Annotated in this window: 21 protein-coding genes; 9 read left to right on the top strand and 12 right to left on the bottom strand. The window is 70.2% G+C overall.

Features of this window, described 5'->3' with window-relative positions; all coding sequences use genetic code 11:
- Positions 1–63 precede the first annotated feature (63 nt).
- Positions 64–585, top strand: a complete 522-nt coding sequence (locus tag ACFSOX_RS21925; protein ID WP_378479958.1) for a L,D-transpeptidase — start codon at positions 64–66, stop codon at positions 583–585.
- A 237-nt stretch (positions 586–822) separates the two neighbouring features.
- Here the strand turns inward: ACFSOX_RS21925 and ACFSOX_RS21920 are convergent, their stop codons facing one another.
- The 4 genes from ACFSOX_RS21920 to ACFSOX_RS21905 all read right to left on the bottom strand — a co-directional run bounded on the left by ACFSOX_RS21920 (position 823) and on the right by ACFSOX_RS21905 (position 3,464).
- Positions 823–1,506 (bottom strand): outer membrane protein, encoded by a 684-nt coding sequence (locus tag ACFSOX_RS21920; RefSeq protein ID WP_378479957.1) that lies wholly within the window; start codon positions 1,504–1,506, stop codon positions 823–825.
- Between the two features lie 16 nt (positions 1,507–1,522).
- Entirely contained in the window at positions 1,523–2,260 is a 738-nt protein-coding gene (locus ACFSOX_RS21915) for an OmpW/AlkL family protein (protein ID WP_378479956.1), read from the bottom strand.
- A gap of 331 nt (positions 2,261–2,591) precedes the next feature.
- On the bottom strand, positions 2,592–3,074 hold the full coding sequence (locus ACFSOX_RS21910) for a thermonuclease family protein (protein ID WP_378479955.1): 483 nt from the start codon (positions 3,072–3,074) through the stop codon (positions 2,592–2,594).
- Positions 3,075–3,197: 123 nt separating this feature from the next.
- Positions 3,198–3,464: a DUF1674 domain-containing protein gene (locus tag ACFSOX_RS21905; protein WP_378479954.1), complete on the bottom strand. Its 267-nt coding sequence runs from the start codon at positions 3,462–3,464 to the stop codon at positions 3,198–3,200.
- A gap of 216 nt (positions 3,465–3,680) precedes the next feature.
- Here ACFSOX_RS21905 and htpX point away from each other — a divergent pair, with 216 nt between their 5' ends.
- From htpX to ACFSOX_RS21890, 3 genes are all read left to right on the top strand, one after another.
- Positions 3,681–4,658 (top strand): zinc metalloprotease HtpX, encoded by a 978-nt coding sequence (gene htpX, locus ACFSOX_RS21900; protein ID WP_378479953.1) that lies wholly within the window; start codon positions 3,681–3,683, stop codon positions 4,656–4,658.
- Between the two features lie 191 nt (positions 4,659–4,849).
- Entirely contained in the window at positions 4,850–6,205 is a 1,356-nt protein-coding gene (locus tag ACFSOX_RS21895; RefSeq protein ID WP_378479952.1) for an RsmB/NOP family class I SAM-dependent RNA methyltransferase, read from the top strand.
- Positions 6,206–6,341: 136 nt separating this feature from the next.
- Positions 6,342–8,108: a heparinase II/III family protein gene (locus ACFSOX_RS21890; protein WP_378479951.1), complete on the top strand. Its 1,767-nt coding sequence runs from the start codon at positions 6,342–6,344 to the stop codon at positions 8,106–8,108.
- 118 nt (positions 8,109–8,226) lie between these two features.
- Here the strand turns inward: ACFSOX_RS21890 and ACFSOX_RS21885 are convergent, their stop codons facing one another.
- Entirely contained in the window at positions 8,227–9,300 is a 1,074-nt protein-coding gene (locus ACFSOX_RS21885) for a Gfo/Idh/MocA family protein (protein WP_378479950.1), read from the bottom strand.
- Positions 9,301–9,467: 167 nt separating this feature from the next.
- Positions 9,468–10,889 carry an AmpG family muropeptide MFS transporter gene (locus ACFSOX_RS21880; protein ID WP_378479949.1) on the bottom strand — a complete coding sequence of 474 codons (1,422 nt, stop codon included), beginning with the start codon at positions 10,887–10,889 and terminating at the stop codon, positions 9,468–9,470.
- A gap of 339 nt (positions 10,890–11,228) precedes the next feature.
- Between ACFSOX_RS21880 and def the strand changes: the two genes are divergently transcribed.
- A complete protein-coding gene (gene def / locus ACFSOX_RS21875) occupies positions 11,229–11,747 on the top strand; it encodes a peptide deformylase (protein ID WP_378479948.1) in 519 nt (172 codons plus the stop codon).
- Positions 11,748–11,966: 219 nt separating this feature from the next.
- Here def and ACFSOX_RS21870 read toward each other — a convergent pair whose 3' ends face one another.
- The gene (locus ACFSOX_RS21870) at positions 11,967–12,440 is read right to left on the bottom strand and encodes a pyridoxamine 5'-phosphate oxidase family protein (protein ID WP_378479947.1); all 474 of its coding nucleotides are present in this window, start codon (positions 12,438–12,440) and stop codon (positions 11,967–11,969) included.
- Positions 12,441–12,593: 153 nt separating this feature from the next.
- Between ACFSOX_RS21870 and ACFSOX_RS21865 the strand changes: the two genes are divergently transcribed.
- Both ACFSOX_RS21865 and ACFSOX_RS21860 read left to right on the top strand, forming a co-directional pair.
- Complete coding sequence (locus ACFSOX_RS21865) at positions 12,594–12,743, top strand: OadG-related small transporter subunit (RefSeq protein WP_378479946.1); 150 nt, start codon at positions 12,594–12,596, stop codon at positions 12,741–12,743.
- Positions 12,744–12,755: 12 nt separating this feature from the next.
- Positions 12,756–13,991, top strand: a complete 1,236-nt coding sequence (locus ACFSOX_RS21860) for a sodium ion-translocating decarboxylase subunit beta (protein WP_378479945.1) — start codon at positions 12,756–12,758, stop codon at positions 13,989–13,991.
- A gap of 330 nt (positions 13,992–14,321) precedes the next feature.
- On the opposite strand, the gene ACFSOX_RS21855 is transcribed toward ACFSOX_RS21860, so the two are convergent.
- The 5 genes from ACFSOX_RS21855 to ACFSOX_RS21835 form a co-directional block, all read right to left on the bottom strand.
- Positions 14,322–14,885 carry a DUF3574 domain-containing protein gene (locus tag ACFSOX_RS21855; protein WP_378479944.1) on the bottom strand — a complete coding sequence of 188 codons (564 nt, stop codon included), beginning with the start codon at positions 14,883–14,885 and terminating at the stop codon, positions 14,322–14,324.
- A 26-nt stretch (positions 14,886–14,911) separates the two neighbouring features.
- Positions 14,912–16,309, bottom strand: coding sequence for an NAD(P)(+) transhydrogenase (Re/Si-specific) subunit beta (locus ACFSOX_RS21850; RefSeq protein WP_378479943.1), 1,398 nt, complete (start codon positions 16,307–16,309; stop codon positions 14,912–14,914).
- 156 nt (positions 16,310–16,465) lie between these two features.
- Positions 16,466–16,789, bottom strand: a complete 324-nt coding sequence (locus ACFSOX_RS21845; protein ID WP_378479942.1) for a proton-translocating transhydrogenase family protein — start codon at positions 16,787–16,789, stop codon at positions 16,466–16,468.
- A gap of 80 nt (positions 16,790–16,869) precedes the next feature.
- Positions 16,870–18,003: a Re/Si-specific NAD(P)(+) transhydrogenase subunit alpha gene (locus ACFSOX_RS21840; protein WP_378479941.1), complete on the bottom strand. Its 1,134-nt coding sequence runs from the start codon at positions 18,001–18,003 to the stop codon at positions 16,870–16,872.
- A 73-nt stretch (positions 18,004–18,076) separates the two neighbouring features.
- Positions 18,077–18,229: an aa3-type cytochrome c oxidase subunit IV gene (locus tag ACFSOX_RS21835; protein ID WP_378479940.1), complete on the bottom strand. Its 153-nt coding sequence runs from the start codon at positions 18,227–18,229 to the stop codon at positions 18,077–18,079.
- Between the two features lie 246 nt (positions 18,230–18,475).
- Between ACFSOX_RS21835 and ACFSOX_RS21830 the strand changes: the two genes are divergently transcribed.
- On the top strand, positions 18,476–18,673 hold the full coding sequence (locus ACFSOX_RS21830) for an NrsF family protein (RefSeq protein WP_378479939.1): 198 nt from the start codon (positions 18,476–18,478) through the stop codon (positions 18,671–18,673).
- Positions 18,674–18,969: 296 nt separating this feature from the next.
- Positions 18,970–19,524, top strand: coding sequence for a hypothetical protein (locus tag ACFSOX_RS21825; protein ID WP_378479938.1), 555 nt, complete (start codon positions 18,970–18,972; stop codon positions 19,522–19,524).
- The last annotated feature ends 84 nt before the right edge of the window (positions 19,525–19,608 follow it).

Here is a 19,608-nt window from a genome sequence, read left to right as displayed (position 1 = left end):
GTGCCGTCGACGACCAGGGCGCCGTCGACACCGGCGCCGAGCACGAGCAAGGCAGGGGGACACATGGCACGGATCGGATCAGGATTGACCGCCGTCGCGGTCGCGGTCGGCATCGCCGCGGTCGCGGCGCCGCAGGCGGCCTCGGCGCGCGAGCAGGTCGTCTTCAGGGACGCCGGCTACCAGGCCGGCACCATCGTGGTGAAGACCCGGGAGCGTCGGCTCTATCTGGTGCTCGGCGACGGCACGGCGCTGCGCTATCCGGTCGGCGTCGGCAAGGCCGGCAAGCAGTGGAGCGGCGTCTCCAGCATCACCGGCAAATACGTGAAGCCCGACTGGGCGCCGCCGGCCGAGGTCAAGCGCGACAAGCCGGGCCTGCCGAACGTGATCAAGGGCGGCACGCCGCAGAACCCGATGGGCGCCGCGGCGCTGACGCTGTCGGGCGGCGAGTACGCCATCCACGGCACCAACGTGCCGCGCTCGATCGGCGGCTACGTCTCCTACGGCTGCATCCGCATGTTCAACGAGGACGTGACGGACCTCTACGGCCGCGTCAGCGTCGGCACCCCCGTGGTGGTGACGCGCTGAGATCGCGTCGCCCTCCATCAGGTCGGTCGGACGTGTCGGGCGCCGCACAGCGCCCGACGTGCTGTTGCGCCGCTCGAGGGCGCCGGCACGGGGGCGTCGGGCGACACATGGCGCGAGACGAAGCGCGCGAGACGAAGCGCAAGTCGACAAGACGAACGGCGAGACGAGAAGAGGCCCCGGCGAGCCGGGGCCTCCGAAGTCGGGGACGTCGCTGGTGAAGGGTCGCGAGGGGGTTGCTCACCAGAACTTGTAGTTCACCCCGAGCTTCAAGACGTGCAGCCGAAGCTCCTCGCCATAGGTGACGGCGGGCTGCGCCGCGTAGGAATAGTTCTGCGTGCCGAAGTCGTTGTAGTTGTACTCGATGCGGGCCGTCAGGACCGGCGCGATCATGTATTCGAGGCCGGCGCCGATCCCCCAGCCGAAGCGCGTCTCCGAGATCGTCTGGGCGGCGAACCCGGTCAGCGTCTGGGTGTGATCGACGTCGGCCCACACGGCCTGCGCCCGGACGAAGATCAGCGACTTGTCGACCACGAGGCCGACGCGGCCGCCGGCGCCGCCGAGCGAGTTGACGGTGGTCTGCCGCAGATAGCCGGCGGCGTTGGCGTAGTTGCCGTCGAGATTGGTCCAGTCGTAGCTGGCCTCGAGGCCGATCACGAACGGACCGGTCTGGTAGTCGCAGTAGAGCTGTCCGCCCGCCACCGCGCCGGACACCGAGTACGATCCGGCGAGCGCCGGGGTCGGGTTCGACCACCAGGTGTCACCCCAGCCGCCGCCGACATTGAAGCCGATGCCGCAGCCGGTCCACGGGGCCTTGGCGGGGACGACGGGAGGCGGAGCCTTGACCGGCAGGTCGGCCGCGACTGCGGCGCCGGCGCACAGGACCGACAGGGCGGCACAGGTCGAGAGAAGAATCGTCTTCATGACATCCCCCTGTTGATCAGAACCGATAGGTCACGCCGCCGCCGATCAGCAGCGGGTCGAGATTGGCCTTGCCGGTCACGGCCAGCGCGTTGTTCAGGGTCGCGGTGACGTCGGAGCTCAGCCACAGATACTTGACGTCGAAGTTGAGGCCGACGTTCTTGTTGAGCATGTAGTCGAAGCCGATCTGGACGGCCGGCGCCCAGCTGTTCTTCAGGCTCAGCGAGGTGACGGCGACCGGCACGCCGAGCGGCACCAGCGTGGTGGTGTTGGCGCCGGACGTGTTGAAGAACACCGTGTAGTTCACGCCGGCGCCGATGTAGGGCTGGAACGCCCCGAAATTGGTGAAGTGATACTGCAGCGTCAGGGTCGGCGGCAGCAGCCAGGTCTCGCCGATGTCGAGCCCGGCGAGCCGGCCCTCGCCCCGGACCTTATGCGGCGTGACGCCGAGAATCAGCTCCGCCGCGATGTTCGGCGTGAAGTAGTAGCTGATGTCGATCTCCGGGATCACCGTGGTGCTCACCGAGCCGGTGTCCGGCAGGTTGCCGGCGGCGCCGAGGGCCGCGACGTTGAGGTCGACGCTGTCCTTCGGCAGCACGGCGAGGGCGCGCGCGCGCACCTGCCAGCCGCCCGTCCAGGGCTGATCGACCACCACGGGCGCCTTGTAGGCGGCGGGCAGGTCGGCCGCCGAGGCCGCGGTCACCGACAGCGCCGCCGCGGCGGCGGTCGCGAAAAGTAAGCCAGTCGTTCGGCGCATGGGTTCTCCCCCCTCATGCAAATGGCAGATGGTGATAACGAAGCGGCAGCGATATCGAGGTCGTTCGGGGGTGCTCTGGTAGTTATTCAGAGTTTGCTAACAATGAAAAGCTGAGCGGCGGGCACCAACGCCCGATTGCGTTCCGTTCGTGTTTCGTAGTGGCAGCGCAACAACAAACGACAAGAATCTTGGACAGATGGCGGCTGAAAATTGTCAGGCTGCCGTTGTCACTGCGTCGGCCGCACGGTGCGCACGGATGCGACAACGGGAGGGAAGCGTCTGCCAGGCAAATAAAAAACCGTGATGCTTCATCACGTGAGTCGCGACCGTGTCACCCCCGGCCGCACCAGCCGGAGCGGTGGCCGCCGCCATAGGGGCGGGCCACGCCGGCCGCGATCAGGGCGGCGGCGACGTTGGCGGTCCGGCGGGTGGCGACATCGGCCAGCACGCGGCCGTACTTGTCCTCGCCGGGCGCCGAGAGGACCACCTCGCCCTCGGCGAGCAGCCGACGCAGCACCGCCTTCGCCTCTTGCGCCTTGGCGATCTCGGCCTCGCACTGCCCGTGCAGCTCCGGCGCGTCGACGCCGCGCAGCCGGATCCGGCCGGCGACGATCCGGCCCGGCCCGGCATGAAGGCGGCCGTCGAACGTGTCGCCGTCGACCACGTAGGTGACGTCGACCGGGATCCGGGCCGGCGCGCCGCGCAGGTCGGCATGCGGCGGCGGCGCCCGATCACGCCCGGCCGGCGTCCCGTCCCACCACGACTTGAGGGCGGCGAGGCCGACGACGGCCAGCGCCACCAGCACGCTCACCACCAGCGAGTCGGTGCGCGAACGTGGTCGCAGGGAATATCTTCCGGATCCTCGGATCACAGTCTCAGGGTAGCGATTCGCGGCGAAGCCGGCAATGCGGGGCGGAACGTCGGCCGCCCTCCCCGGTCAGAAATCGCTGGCGATGCCTTTGACCTCCCAGTCGCCGTAGCGGTCGGGCTCGAGCCCGCCGCGGCCGCGATATTCCTTCGGCCGACCCGCGGTGCGCTGGTCGATCTCGGCGCGCCGTGCCGCCGCCTCGGCGAGCGCCCGCTGGGCGGCCGGGGTGAGGAGCTTCGGCGCAGCCTCGGTGGGGACGGCCGCGGCCGGGCCGGCGGCTTTCGGGCCGGCAGCGCTCGGGATCGCGGCGGGGATCGGGACGTGCTCGTCGGTCATGCGTCCAGAAACGCCGGCCGGTCGCCGCCGTCAACCCTGCAGAGGTGCGGCGCCGGATGCGGAAAAGCGCGACGCTCGGCCGCGGCGCCCGGCCTGCACGGTATGCTTGTCGGGGGTCCGGCCCCCTCCCATATCGACGGGCGACACGGCCGCCGGCATGACCGCCAGGCCGCCGACACGGCCGCCCGGAAGGGGCGGCCCGCGACGAGGACGACGATGAACTATCTCAAGACCGCGATCCTGCTGGCGGGGCTCACCGCCCTGTTCATGGGCGTCGGTTATCTGATCGGCGGCCAGGCCGGTGCGACCATCGCGTTCCTGGTGGCGGCCGGCATGAACCTGTTCAGCTACTGGAACGCCGACCGGATGGTGCTGTCGATGACCGGCGCCCAGGAGGTCGACGCCCGCACGGCGCCCGAGTTCTACGCGATGGTGCAGGAGCTGGCCGGCCGCGCCGGCCTGCCGATGCCGCGCGTCTACATCGTCGACGACCCCCAGCCCAACGCCTTCGCGACCGGCCGCAACCCGCAGAACGCCGCCGTCGCGGCGACCACGGGCCTCCTCAACATGCTGTCGCGCGAGGAGATCGCCGGCGTGATGGCGCACGAGCTGGCGCACGTGAAGAACCACGACACGCTGATCATGACGATCACGGCGACGATCGCGGGCGCGATCTCGATGCTGGCGCAGTTCGGCATGTTCTTCGGCGGCGGCCATCGCGAGAACAACGGCGGCGGGCTGGGCATCGTCGGCACGCTGGCGATGGTGATCCTGGCGCCGATCGCCGCCATGCTGGTGCAGATGGCGATCAGCCGGACGCGCGAATACGCGGCCGACCGCATGGGCGCCCAGATCTGCGGTCGTCCGATCTGGCTCGCCTCGGCGCTCGCCAAGATCGACAACGCCGCCCACCAGATCCCGAACGAGGCGGCCGAGCGCAATCCGGCCGTCGCCCACATGTTCATCATCAACCCGCTGTCGGGCGCCCGGATGGACAACCTGTTCACCACCCACCCGGCGACCGAGAATCGCATCGCCGCCCTGCAGCGGCTCGCCGCCGAGATGGGCGGCGGCGCCGGCGGCGGTTTGGCGGGTGCGGCCCCGGGCGGTGCGCGTCCGTCGCGCCCGGTCGGCGTCCGCCCGGCGGCAGGCCCGTGGAGCGGCGGCGGTCCGCGTCGCGGCCCGTGGGGATGATCGGTCCCGCCATAGCATCGTACCGGATGCGGCCCGTCGACCGTCGACGGGCTGCCATCGCCAGACCCTAATCTGCTAATAGGCGCACGCCGGTCCTCGAACCGGCGTGTTCTGTTTCGCGTTTCCGGGAGACCCGTTGCGCGTCTCGCACGCAATCACGCAATCGTCGTCCCGGACGGAGCCTCGTCGCCATGCCGCGTCCCGCCTTCTCTCCGCCGTCGCAGGCGCCCGGCTTCGCCGCCCGACGGGTGGCGGCCGAGATCGTCGAGGGCGTGCTGCACCGCGGCCGGTCCCTCGACGAGCAGCTCGACGGCGCCACCGCCAACCAGGGGCTCGGCCTCTTGTCGGACCGCGACCGCGCGCTGGTGCGCCGGATCGTCGGGACGACGCTGCGCCGGCTCGGCACGCTGCGCCATCTGGTGACGAGCTGCCTCGACCGCGGCCTGCCGGCCGACGCGGCGCGGCTGGAGAGCGCGCTGCTGGTCGGCGCCGCCCAGATCCACATTCTCGACATCCCGGACCACGCCGCCGTCGACCTCTCGGTGCGGCTCGTCCAGGCCGACCGGCGCTGCGCCCGCTATGCCGGGCTCGTCAACGCGGTGCTGCGCCGGATCGCCCGCAGCGGCGCCGAGCTGATGGCCGACCGCGATCCGGTCGCGCTCGACACGCCCGGCTGGCTGCTGGAGCGCTGGAGCCGCAGCTACGGCGTCGATGCGGCCCGGGCGATCGCCGCCGCGCATGCGAGCGAGCCCGCCCTCGACCTCACGGTGAAGAGCGATGCCGAGGGCTGGGCCACGCGATTGCGTGGAAAACTGCTGCCGACCGGCTCGGTCCGGCTGGTGCCGCACGGGCCGGTGTCCGGCATGCCCGGCTATGCCGAAGGCGACTGGTGGGTTCAGGACGCCGCCGCGGCGCTGCCGGCCCGTCTCCTCGGGCTGGTCGACGGGCTCAAGGTCGCCGATCTGTGCGCCGCGCCGGGCGGCAAGACCCTGCAGCTCGCCGCCGCCGGCGCCAAGGTCACGGCCGTCGACCGCTCGGAGCCGCGTCTCGCGCGGCTGAAGGAGAATCTCGCCCGCACCGGCCTGACGGCCGACGCCGTCGTGGCCGACGTCACCGGGCTCGACGTCACGACCGTCCCGGCGGGGCCGTTCGATGCGGTGCTGCTCGACGCGCCGTGCTCGTCGACCGGCACGGTGCGTCGCCATCCCGACATCCCCTGGCGCAAGACCGAAGCCGATCTCGTCTCGCTCGCCGGCCTGCAGGCGGCGCTGCTCGACCGCGCCGTCGGCCTGCTGCGCGAGGGCGGCACGCTCGTCTACTGCACCTGCTCGCTGGAGCCGGAGGAGGGCGAGCAGCAGATCGCGGCACTGATCGACCGCGATCCGCGCGTCGCGCGCATGCCGATCGCGGCCGACGAGCTGCCCGGCCTCGACGGGCTCGTGACGGCGGCCGGCGACTTGCGCACCTTGCCGGCCTACTGGCCGGACGCGGAGCCCCGCATGGGCGGGCTGGACGGCTTCTTCGCGGCCCGTCTGGTCCGCCGGTGAGCCGGCCTAAGACGGCCGGACGGAGCAGCACTGCACGGCCCGGGGACGCCCGGCCGGCGAGTGTTGCCCTCGTGCCTTGCTTCGTTATGGTGGGCCGCCACGCGCACTGCGTCGCGCGTGAGAAGGGCTCGGGGTGATGTCCCGCGTATCGTTCGCGGATCGTGGCAGACTGATCTGGTATGCGATGCGGCGCGGCCTCTCCCATGTGGCGGGGCGGCTCGCGGCGTCGCGTCTGCTCGACCTGTTCCGGCTGCGCGGCCGCAACGAGCGCATCGCCATCGCGCCGCAGTCGCTGCGCACCGCCGACCCGACGCGGGCGAGCGAGATCTATTCGGGACGCTTCGCGCTCGCCGGCAAGATCGTCGTCTGTGACGGCCGCTCGCCCTTCGAGATGGAGCCGCCGACGCCCGACTGGGCCGCCGCGCTGCTCGGCTTCGGCTGGTTGCGCCACCTGCGGGCCGCCGAGACGGCCGCCGCCCGCGCCAACGCCCGCGCCCTGGTCGAGGAGTGGATCGCCCTGCAGGGCGGCTGGAACCGCGTCGCCTGGCGGCCCGAGATCGTGTCGCGTCGAATCGTCTCCTGGCTGACCCAGGCGAGCCTGATCCTCGCCGACGCCGACGTGCGCTTCTATCGTCGCTTCATCCGCAGCCTCGCCCGCCAGGTGCGGTTCCTGCGCTGGACCGCCGGCGACGCCCAGGACGGCGTGCCGCGCCTGCAGGCCGCGATCGCGCTCACCTACGCGGCGCTGTGCATGACCGGGCAGACCCGGCACCTCAAACGGGCGACCAGGCGCCTCTCGGCCGAGCTCGACCGCCAGATCCTCGCCGACGGCGGCCATGTCAGCCGCAATCCCGGCGCCCTGATCGAGCTGCTGGCCGATCTGCTGCCGCTCGCCCAGGCGTTCACGTCGCGCAACGTCGCGCCGCCGCCGGCGCTCCTCAACGCGGTCGACCGGATGATGCCAATGCTGCGGTTCTTCCGGCACTCGGACAACACCTTCGCGCTGTTCAACGGGATGGGGCCGACCGCCCAGGATCTGCTCGCCACCATCCTGGCCTATGACGACGCGCGCGGCCGCCCGGTCGCCAATGCGATCCACTCCGGCTACCAGCGCATCGAGGCACGCGACACCGTCGTGCTGATGGACACCGGCGCGCCGCCGCCGCTCGCCGTGTCGGCCGATGCGCATGCCGGCTGCCTGTCGTTCGAATTGTCGTCGCGCCGACAGCGCATCGTGGTGAACTGCGGCCTGCCGGCGGCCGGCAAAGGCAACTGGCGGCACCTCGCGCGCGCCACCGCGGCGCATTCAACCGTCACGTTCAATCAGACGTCGTCCTGCGACTTCTACGACACGCGGCTGATGCGCCGCGTCTTCGGCACGCTGATCGCGGGCGGGCCGAGCCGCATCGCCGCGACCCGCGACGCCGACGATCACGCCGAGCAGGTGCGGGTCAGCCACGACGGCTACGCCGACAAGTTCGGCGTCATCCATCAGCGCACCGTCACGCTGTCGGCCGACGGCCGACGGCTCGAGGGCGAGGACATCTTCCTGCCGGCCCGCGGCGAGGCGCTGCCGGCCAAGCTGCCGGACGAGTTCGCGGTGCGCTTCCATCTGCACCCGACCATCCGGGTGGCGCGCGTCGACGACGGTCACGGCGTGATGCTCACGCTGCCCAACCGGGACGTCTGGGCGTTCCTGGCGCACGAGGACCGGGTCGAGATCGAGGAGAGCGTGTATCTCGGCGGCCGTACCGGCCCGCGCCGCACCGTGCAGCTCGTCATCCACGGCCACGCCCGCCGCGCCCCGCGCGTCGAGTGGACCTTCGCACTGACCAGCGAGACGCTGCCGACCGGCGTCGGCGCCCGTGCCGGCCGCGAGCAGACCCACGACATGCCGCGGTAGAGCGGTCCGGGGCGCGGACCGATAGGTCCGCGAGCCCGGGAACCATCCGCCCGGCGGCAGTCGCTCACGGCAGACAGGGGGTGGATCCCGGGCGCGGCGCCCCGGGACGACGGCGGCTCTACCGCCGCCGGTCCCACTCGGCGATGCGGGCCAAGGCCTCGTTGTTGAGCGGCATGTCGACCGGCTCGTTGCGCTCGGCCGAGAGGTCGGCGGCCGTATAGGTCTCCATCACCATGCGGGCATGCGCGGGCTGCACCATCACGGGGCGGTCGAGCAGGCAGCATTCGAGGAAGTGGATGGTCTCCGGCCCGAGCTGGCCCGCATACATGTGGTCGACCTGCTCGCCCGGCATGGTCGACAGCGGGTAGCGGGTGCCGCCCTCGACCGTGTTGAGCCAGTTGTCCCGATAGGTGCCGTCGAGGATCAGCGCCCCCTCGGTTCCGGTGATCTCGATCCAGGTCGACGAGTAGTTCGGATAGCCGGGCGGCAGGTTCCAGCCGCCGCCGATCACCACGACGGCGCCGTTGTCCATCGTGACGGTGTTCCACATGCAGTCGTAGGAGCCGTTGAGCGGCTTCATCACGCCGTAGGCGCCCTGCGAGTAGACGCGCACCGGCTTGGCCGGCTCCAGCATCCAGAACACGAAGTCGAGGTCGTGGGTCGACTCCATGGCGGCCGGCGACAGCTTGGTGCGACCGGCGATCTTCTTGCCGAGGCTGCGCGACAGATGGCGGCTGACCATCACGGAGACGATGTCGCCCAGCTTGCCCTCGCGGATCTGCTTCTTGGCGTAGGCGATCTTCGAGTTGAAGCGCTGCGAGTAGCCGATCGTGAACTTGACGCCGTTGCGCTCGGCGAGCGTGATCAGCTCGTCCGCCTCCCAGAAGTCCAGCGCGATCGGCTTCTCCAGCAGCACGTGCTTGCCGGCCTTCAGGCAGTCGCGGGCGATCGGAAAATGCGTCGGCTCCGGCGCCGTGCAGACATAGACGATCGCGATCCGCTCGTTGTTCACGATGTCCCGATAGTCGAGCGTCGCGGTCGCCGCCTTGGTGATCTGTTTCATCTCGGCGAGCCGGTCCGGCCGGATCTCGCAGATGTGCAACCGGTCCACCAGGGCCGAGCGCGACAGCGTCTCGGCCCGCATGCCGCCGATCCAGCCGGTGCCGATGACGGCGACGTCGACCTGCTTCATGAAGGCATCTCCCCCGTTTTGCTGGTCCGACTTGCCGTCGTGACCGTTTGGTTCGTGTCCGTGCGCCCGCGGCGCATGTCGACGGCCGCCCCGGGCGTGGCCGGGGCCGCTCACGATAGAACACGAGTGTTCCGGCTTGCGAAGCGGGGCGGAACAGCCCCGGACGCCTAGGTGTTCTGCGCCGAGCGCTTGGCGGCGGCGGCGTTTGCGAGGGCTTTGAAGTGCCCGCTGCGCTGCAGCCAGACGAGCAGGACGAAGCTCGGGATCGCCGCGACGGCGCTCGACAGGAAGAACGTCACCCAGCCGGTCGCCTCGGCGACGAAGCCGGCGCCCGAGGACAGATAGGTGCGGCCGATGGCGGCGAGCGCGGTCAAGAGCGCATATTGCGTCGCGGTATGGAGCGGGCTGTTGCACAGCGCCGACAGGTAGGCGACGAACACCACGGTGCCGATGGCGCCGGTGAAGTTCTCGACGATGATCGACACCGTCAGGGCCCAGAGGTTCACCCCGACCACGGCCTGCCAGGCGAAGACGAGGTTGGAGAGGCTCTGCAAGAGCGCCCCGATCCACAGCGCCGTCACCAAGGGGTAGGCGCGTGCCAAGAAGCCGCCGGCGAAGCCGCCGATCAGCGTGGCGGCGAGCCCGACGCCCTTGACGATCGCGGCGTAGTCGTTGCGCGAGAAACCGAGATCGATGACGAAGGGCGCCGTCATGGCGCCCGCGAAAGCGTCGCAGAACTTGAAGAAGACGACGAAGGCGAGGATCAGGATCGCGTTGTCGCGGGTGAGGAACTCGGAGAAGGCGCCGACCGCGGCCACCATCACGCGCCGGGCCGGGTTCTCGATGCGGTGGGCCGGATCGTGCGCGGCGCGCTCGGACGCGGCCGGCTCGGTGGCGGCGAGCGTGGTGAGAATGCCGATCACCACCAGGGCGCCCATCGCCAGATAGCCCCACATCCAGGCGTCGGCCTTGCCGAAGCCCGCCGCCTCGAAGCCGGAGACCATGAACAGGGCGCCGGCCGTCGAAGCCAGCATGCCGATCCGGTAGGCCGCGACGTAGGAGGCCATGCCGGCGGCCTGCTCGTTCTCGGGCAGGCTCTCGACCCGGAAGGCGTCGATGACGATGTCCTGGGTGGCCGAGGCGGCGGCGACCAGCAGCGCCCCGAAGGCGACCAGCCACGGCGTCTTGGCCGGGTCGCACAGGCCGAGGAACACGATGGCGGCGATCAGCAGGAGCTGGGTCGTCACCAGCCAGCCGCGCCGCCGGCCGAGGAGGCGGGACAGGATCGGCACGTCGAGGGCGTCGACGATCGGCGCCCAGGCGAATTTCAGCGTGTAGGGGGTGCCGACCAGGGCGAACAGGCCGATGGTGCCGAGATCGACCCCGGTCTCGCGCATCCACACCAGCAGGGTCGAGCCGGAGAGGGCGAGCGGCAGCCCCGAGGAGAACCCCAGGAACATCACGATCAGCACCCGCGGCCGCAGATAGACCGCGAAGGTCTCGGCGAGCGAGGGCCGGGCGGGCGCCGGGACGGCCCCGTCGGAGGCGGCCGCGGTGGGAACGGCGGGCGTGGTCGGGCTGGTGCTCATGGTCCCGGTATGAGTGACGGGTGGATTCGGCACAAGGTGCGGCTGCGATCGGGCGATTTTGCGGGCGGCCCCTTGACCTCTCCCCGCTGGCGGGGAGAGGTCGGAGGGCGCGCCGGCAGGCGCGGCCTCCGGGTGAGGGGGCGTCGCCGCGAGTCTCTGCTGCGCGGAAGCGCCCCCTCACCCGCCGCGCTTCGCGCGTCGACCTCTCCCCGCGCGCGGGGAGAGGTGACCGGTGAGGCCCTGCCTCAAGACGCCACGGGCAACCGGCCAAAGCCCCTCCCGTCCCGGTCGTAGCAGCCCGGAATTGACGCGTTTCGCGTCTCGCCTTACATGCCCGCCATGGCGATCCGCGACATCATCCTCCTCCCCGACAAGCAGCTCCGGCTGGTCTCCGAGCCCGTGACGGCGATCGACGACGAGATCCGCACGCTCGTCGCCGACATGTTCGACACCATGTACGACGCCCCCGGCATCGGGCTCGCGGCCATCCAGGTCGCCGTGCCGAAGCGGGTCGTCACCATGGATCTCGCCCACAAGACCGAGGAGAAGCGGCCGCGGGTCTTCATCAACCCGGAGATCGTCTGGACCTCCGCGGAAATGAACGTCTACGAGGAGGGATGCCTGTCGATCCCGGACGTGCACGAGGACGTCGAGCGCCCCGAGCGGGTGCGGGTCCGCTGGCTGGACCTCGACGGCGCGACGCACGAGGAGACGGCGGACGGCCTGTTCGCCACCTGCATCCAGCACGAGATCGACCACCTGAACGGCGTCCTGTTCATCGACCACATCTCGCGGCTGAAGCGGCACTTCATCACCAAGAAGTTCACCAAGCTGGCCGCCCGCCGCGCCGCGGAGTGACGGCGCGGATCGGCCGCCGTCTGCAGGCCGCACGGGGGCCGTCGTGTCCTCGCCACACGGTCTCCCACATCCGGTCATTCCGGAGTGCCTCGAAGGCGCGAACCCGGAATCCGGGCGGCGAGCGCCTCCATTTCGGCGGGATTCCGGGCTCGCCGCCGCGCGGCGCCCCGGAACGAGGGCGATTCGGGTTCGGCGCGTCTCCGGACGCCGTCCGCGCCCCTACTCGTCGCGCCGCAGCACCAGCGTCTCCTTGTGGCCGAAGCCCTTGGCGTTGTCGATCAGCACCGCCTCGTCGGGATCGAACCGGTAGACGGCGACGCGCGCGACGGCCGCGCGCAACCTTTCGGGCAGCGCGTCGAGGCGCTGCAGGAACGGGTAGCGGGCGGCGAGCAGGCCGCGCAGCCGCGCCGCCTCGTCGGGATCCGAAACCCGCACGGCGCGGCCGTGCATCTGCACCCCCCGCACCGCAGCGAAATCGGCCGTGTCGGGCGCCACCGTGACGGCGACCGCCGGGTTCGCCGCCAGATCGCGGGAGTGGCGGGCCCCCTCCTCCGAGACCCACACCAAGGCCGGCCCGTCACACGCGTAGAACAGGCTCGCGGCGTGCGGGCCGGCCGCCCCCACGGTGGCGAGAGACATCACGTGATGCATTTCGAGAAAGGCAGCCAAGCGCGCCGAAAGCGATGCGGACATGGGGTTTTCACTGTTTCTGCCGAGGGTTCGGCTGCGTATCATCACCCGACTCGCGGCCTATCGGTTGCGGGCCGTTCGGACAAGGGCACGTTGCGACGAGCCCGTCCGTGGCGCCGCGACGTGACGGGTCACCACGATCACGGGACATGCAGCATGGACAAACTGACCTTCGGACTGACCATGATGGTCGTGGGCATAGGAGGAACCTTCCTCACCCTGTCGATCCTGATCTGGTCGATCCAGCTCCTGAAGAAGATCTTTCCGCTCTCGGCCGAGGACGGAAGCAAGGCCAACCGCGGCTGAACGGGGACAGACATGCTCGAAGGCATTCTCGAAGGCCTGCTGGGCCTGACCGACGGCGTCCAGGCGCTGGTCACGCTCGGCGGCCTCAAGCAGATGGTGATGCTGGCGATCGGCGGCACGCTGATCTTCCTCGGCGTCAAGAAGGACGTCGAGCCGCTGCTGCTGGTGCCGATCGGATTCGGCTGTCTCCTGGTCAACATCCCGGGCAGCGAGCTGATGCACCAGGGCATCGACATCGGTGCCAAGCAGGTGCTCGACGCCATGGGGCCGGCGGCGCCCGACGCCCTCAAGGCGATGGCCAAGGACGACACCGGCTTCATCCGCAGCATCTACAACATGGGCATCGCCAACGAGCTGTTCCCGTTGCTGATCTTCATCGGCATCGGCGCCATGACGGATTTCGGCCCGCTGCTGGAGAACCCCAAGATCCTGCTGTTCGGCGCCGCCGGCCAGTGCGGCATCTTCCTCACGCTGCTGCTCGCGCTGGCGCTCGGCTTCCCGCATCTCGAGGCGGTGTCGATCGCCGTCATCGGCGCCTGTGACGGACCGACCGCCATCTACGTCGCCTCGCAATACGCGCCGCAGCTGCTCGGCCCGATCTCGGTCGCCGCCTACTCCTACATGGCGCTGGTGCCGATCATCCAGCCGCCGATCATGAAGGCGCTGACCACCGAGAATGAGCGCACGACGACCATGCCGGTGGTGAAGCGCAGCGTGTCGGCGAACACCAAGCTCCTGTTCCCGATCGTCGTGACGGTGGTCACCGGCCTGATCGCGCCGAAGGGCCTGCCCCTGATGGCCTCGATCATGCTCGGCAACTTCATGCGCGAGTGCGGCGCCGTCACCCGCCTCACCAAGGCGTCCGAGAACGAGATCGCCAACATCGCGACCCTGTTCCTCGGCCTCGCCATCGGCGCCACGATGGCGGCGGAGGACTTCCTGAAGCCGACGACGCTCGCCATCTTCGCGCTCGGCTTCGTGGCGATCTGCCTCGACACCATCGTCGGGGTCGGGTTCGGCAAGCTCTGGTACGTGCTGTCGGGCGGCCGCATGAACCCGCTGATCGGCGCCGCCGGCATCTCGGCCTTTCCGATGGCGGCCCGCGTCGTGCAGGCGCAGGGCCAGCGCTACAACAAGAAGAACTTCCTCCTGATGCATGCGATGGGCGCCAACTGCGGCGGCCAGATCGGCTCGGTCGCGGCCGCCGCCGTGATGCTCTCGGTGCTCAAGGGCCTGGGACTGATCTGATCACGGCGGGCGCCGGACGACCGACACCCGCGGTTCAGACCATCGATCGAAGCAAGGCGCGGGCTCCGGCCCGCGCCTTTTTTTGCTTGCTCGAGCGCGGGGTCGGCAACCCTTGTTTCACCTCTCCCCAGCGGGGAGAGGTCGGATCTCGCGCGACAGCGCGAGATCCGGGTGAGGGGGTGCTCACCTCACGATGGACCCATCGGCGCCGGCTCCCCCTCACCCCAGCCCTCTCCCCGCCGGGGAGAGGGAGCCTCGCCGTGCACGCGGCACGATCATAGAACCACCGCACCGCGGCGTGTGCACGCCCGGGCATGTCGCGCACGCAGCTCAGAATCGGGCGCAGGCGGCGCGGGTCAGCACCAGCACGGATTTTTGGTGGAAGCGGCGCTTGTAGGCGTCGACGATCGCGGCGATTTTGTCCGCCCGACTCTGGCCGTTGGAAGCCGTTCCGGCCGGCGTCTCGACCGCAAGCGCGAGGATCATCAGCACCTTCGTCGCCTCGCGGGTGATCCGGCCCGTCGCGTCGCGCCATTGGCCGCGCGCGTCGTAGACCGTCAGCCCGTCGGGAAAACGCGGCGTCACCTCGCGCGCGAGGAAATCGGCCCAGCGCGCCTCGGTCACGACACGGCGGCCGCCGGCGTCGCGGCCGAGGAACAACTCGGTTACGACCGAGGCCACCTCGCCCGCCGCGCAGGTGATCGACGGCGGGGCGGCGGAGGTCGCGACCGGCCCCTCGAAGGCCGCGAGCGGCGAGGCCCAGGCCAGCGCGGCGCCGACCGCCACGGCGCCGCGGGACACGGCGCGCGACGGGGAACACCGCAAGAGACGCACCGCGCGATCGAAAAAGGCACGGCCCTTGCGGGGCCGTGCCTCGAACGTCGTCGCGATCACGCGGGTCGTGATGGCGCGGGGACGAATCACCCGAGCGCCTTCACGATCTCCTCGGTCATCTTCTTGGCGTCGCCGAGCAGCATCATGGTGTTGTCGCGATAGAACAGCGTGTTGTCGATGCCGGCGTAGCCCGAGGCGAGCGAGCGCTTGGAGAACATCACGGTGCCGGCCTTCCACACCTGCAGCACCGGCATGCCGTAGATCGGCGAGGACGGATCCTCCTCGGCGGCCGGGTTGGTCACGTCGTTGGCGCCGATCACGAAGGCGACGTCGGCCTGCGAGAACTCCGAGTTGATGTCCTCGAGCTCGAACACCTCGTCGTAGGGCACGTTCGCCTCGGCGAGCAGCACGTTCATGTGGCCGGGCATGCGACCGGCGACCGGGTGGATCGCGTACTTCACCTCGACGCCCTCGGCCTTCAGCTTGTCGGCGAGCTCGCGCAGCGCGTGCTGGGCCTGCGCCACCGCCATGCCGTAGCCCGGGACGATGATCACCTTGCCGGAGTTCTTCATGATGAAGCCGGCGTCGTCGGCCGAGCCGAGCTTCACGGGCCGCGCCTCGGCGCCGCCCGCCGGACCCGCGACCTCGCCGCCGAAGCCGCCCAGGATCACCGAGATGAACGAGCGGTTCATGCCCTTGCACATGATGTAGGACAGGATCGCGCCCGAGGAGCCGACCAGCGCGCCGGTGATGATCAGGGCCGAGTTGCCGAGCGTGAAGCCGATGCCGGCGGCCGCCCACCCCGAATAGGAGTTGAGCATCGAGATGACGACCGGCATGTCGGCGCCGCCGATCGGGATGATGATCAGGATGCCGAACAGGAACGAGGCGAGCGTCAGTGCCCAGAAGGCCGTGTAGCTCTCGGTGCGGGCGAACACCACGATCAGGGCGACGATCGCCAGGAACAGCGCGATGTTGATGACGTGGCGGCCGGGCAGCATGATCGGCGCACCGCTCATCCGCCCCGACAGCTTGGCGAAGGCGATGACCGAGCCCGTGAACGTGATGGCGCCGATGGCGACGCCGAGCGACATCTCGATCAGGCTGGCGCCGTGGATGTTGCCCACCGTGCCGATGTCGAAGGCAGCCGGGGCGTAGAGGGCGCCGGCGGCGACCAGCACGGCGGCCATGCCGACCAGCGAGTGGAAGGCGGCGACCAGCTCCGGCATCATGGTCATCGGCACGCGCCGCGCGATGACGGCGCCGATGCCGCCGCCGATCGCGATGCCGAGCGCCACCAGGGCCCAGGCGCCGGGGCCGGCCGGGACGTGCGAGGCGAGCGTCGTCGCCACCGCGATCACCATGCCGGTCATGCCGAAGAAGTTGCCGCGCCGGCTCGACTCGGGGCTGGAAAGCCCGCGCAGAGCCAGGATGAACAGCACTCCTGCGACCAGATACAGAAGCGCGGCGATATTGGCGTTCATGTCACATCGTCCTCATTCAGCGCTGCGCGGCGCGACGTGCCGTCGATCCGGGTCGGAGCGAGCGGCCGACGAGGAGGGGCGGGACAATCCGCTGCGGCGATCCGGCCCCCCTCGCCCGGATCGACCTGCTGTCACGACGAGCGGCTGCCGTCCCGCTCACTTCTTTTTCTTGGTGTACATCGCCAGCATGCGCTGGGTGACCAGGAAGCCGCCGAAGATGTTCACCGAGGCGAACACCAGGGCGACGAAGCCCAGCGCCCGCGCCAGGATCGGGCCGTTGTCGTCGCCGACCAGGGCGACGCCGACGGCGAGCAGCGCACCGACCACGATCACGGACGAGATCGCGTTGGTCACCGACATCAGCGGCGTGTGCAGGGCCGGCGTCACCGACCACACGACGTAGTAGCCGACGAACACCGCCAGCACGAAGATCGACAGCCGGAAGATGAACGGGTCGATCGCGCTTGCCACATGCTCCATCGCATATCTCCTCGGAATGCGGGCGACCTCGTCCGGCGCGGAGAGGCCGCGTTGTCTCGATGCGGGCCGCGGCCGGGCGGTCAGGCCGCCGTCTTCGGCACGAAGTTCGGGTGGACGATCGCGCCGTCCTTGGTCAGCGCCGTCGCCTTGACGATCTCGTCGTCCCAGTTCAGCGCGATCGCCTTGGTCTTCTTGTCGATCAGCACCTCGAGGAAGGCGAGCAGGTTCTTGGCGTAGAGGGCCGAGGACGACGCGGCCAGCCGGCCGGCGACGTTGAGATGGCCGACGATCTTGACGCCGTTGATCTCGACGACCTCGCCGGGCTTGGCGCCCTCGACGTTGCCGCCGCGCTCGACCGCCAGATCGACGATCACCGAGCCGGGCTTCATCGAGGCGACCATCTCGGCCGTGATCAGGCGCGGCGCCGGACGGCCCGGGATCAGCGCGGTCGTGATCACGATGTCCTGCTTCTTGACGTGCTCGGCGACGAGGGCCGCCTGCTTCGCCTGGTACTCCTTGGACATCTCCTTGGCGTAGCCGCCGGCGGTCTCGGCCTGCTTGAACTCCTCGTCCTCGACGGCGATGAACTTCGCCCCGAGGCTCGCCACCTGCTCCTTCACGGCCGGGCGCACGTCGGTCGCCGTCACGATCGCGCCGAGCCGGCGCGCGGTCGCGATCGCCTGCAGGCCGGCGACGCCGACGCCCATGATGAAGCACTTGGCGGCCGGCACCGTGCCGGCCGGCGTCATCATCATCGGGAAGGCGCGGCCGTACTCGGCCGCGGCGTCGATCACGGCGCGGTAGCCGGCGAGGTTCGCCTGGCTGGAGAGCACGTCCATCACCTGGGCGCGGGTGATGCGCGGCATCAGCTCCATCGCGAAGGCGATCACGCCGGCGCGGGCCAGCGCCTCGAGCGCCGCCTGATGGCCATACGGGTCCATGATGGCGACGACGATGGCGCCCTTCTTGTAGCCGGTGAGCTCCATCTCGTTCGGGCGACGCACCTTGAGGACGATGTCGGCGTCGCGCGCGGCGTCGCGCGTCACGGTCGCGCCGGCCGCCTGATAGTCGGCGTCGAGGATGCCGGACTTCACGCCCGCGCCGGGCTCGACCGCGACCTCGGCGCCGAGCGCCTTCATCTTCTTCACGGTCTCCGGCGTTCCGGCGACCCGCGGTTCGGCAGCGTCCGCCTCGGCACAAATCGCGATCTTCATGGTGTCTCCTGCGCAGGGCATGACCGGACGGGCGCCGGCGAGCGATCGCCTGCGCCGCCGTCCGGAACGGTCGTCAGACCAGGAAAATGGCCATCAGGACGAGAACGAGGGCGGTGGAGCCGACGCCCCACTTCACGAGCTGCACGAACCCGCGATAGGTCGCTTCGTGCTGGGCCAGGTCGTTCCCCGACGCAGTCTCGTAGTCCACGGCGGCATGATCGGCCATCCGTCCCTCCAGTCACGAGTTTCCCGAGCGGGCGGCTTAGCGCAATTGTGGCATGAGGGCAATGGAGCGGCGGTTTTCGGGCGCCGCCCGGCCGGCCTCGCGCCGGCCCGCGATCCGAGTGGAATACCGCGGGACTGCAGGCATTTACGAGCGACGGGCCGAGCGCGGCGCAGGGGCTCCGGCGCGACCCGCCCGAATCCGTAGAAACCCGATGCGCCGCATGGCCGCCCGGCGCCGGAAGCACATGTGCGCCGGTCTCGTCGAGGCGGAGCCCGAGGGGCCGTCCGGGCCGGCGCCGAGGGAGAGGGCGGACTCGGCGCCGTCCTCCATGCCGGCCACGGCCCGGACGACGCGCCGCTCCGCGTCGCCGCCTGGTATCCGTTGGCGATCCGCGCCGTCACGGTCGCGGGCTGGGCGGCGGCGCGCGTCTCGGTCCGCTGGTGACGGGCCGCGCGGGCCTCCGCGGACCGATCGTTGCGCCGACAGGGGTCGATTCGACGACCGACCGAGCCTGCCGCCGGCCGCGCCCTGCCGCAGAGATCCTGTGCCCCACTGCACGTCATACCGCAGTCTAGAACGAAGCATCACACGCGAACCGAAGGCATCGACCCGTATTTTTCGGTATTGACCCTTCACGGCCCGTATCGCCTAGTCGTGACATCCTGCCCGTACACGACGACTTCGCGAAGGACTGGACGCGCGGCCCGAGCAACACCCGTCGAACGATCGGGAGAAGCGACATGATCGTCGGCCTGCCGATGGAAGCCTTTACCTATCTACACGTGGCGATCAGCCTCACCGGAGTGCTTTCGGGCATCGTCGCGATGACAGGGATGGCGTTCGGCCGTCGCATGCCTGGTCTGACCTTCGTTTTCCTGGCAGCCACGTTCGCGACCAGCGCCAGCGGATTTCTGTATCCCGCGAACGCGGTGGGTGTCCGGCACGTGGTCGGCGCCGCCTTGATCGTTCTGCTGACCGCGGCCCTGGTCGCGCTCTATGTGGCGCGACTCCGACGAGGATGGCGTCTCGTCTATGTCTGCGCGGCCCTGGTCGCGCTCTGGTTCAACACCAGCGCCGCGGTGGTGCAAGCCTTCCGGAAGATCCCGGTCCTCACGGTTCGAGCGGGTGACGACGTCGAGAGCTGGACGCTGGCGCTCCAGGTGACGCTCGGCGTCGGGTTCGTCCTGATCGGTGCCCTCGCTCTGCGGCGCGGGTCCGGTGAACGCCCCGCGCCGATGACCGGCTCGCCGGCAGGCGGCTCGAACATCCTCTTGCGGGTGCCGACCCTTCGATAGCGCACGGGTCGGTCGTTCGCCCGCGCGTCACCCGCCCGTCACGCTCATGTGGCGGGCGACGGCGGGGCGCTTGGTGGTGCGGTC

Source organism: Rhodoplanes azumiensis (assembly GCF_042682915.1).
GTDB lineage: Bacteria > Pseudomonadota > Alphaproteobacteria > Rhizobiales > Xanthobacteraceae > Rhodoplanes > Rhodoplanes azumiensis.
The sequence above is the reverse complement of the archived record's forward strand: the minus strand, read 5'-3'. Positions and strand labels throughout refer to the sequence as shown.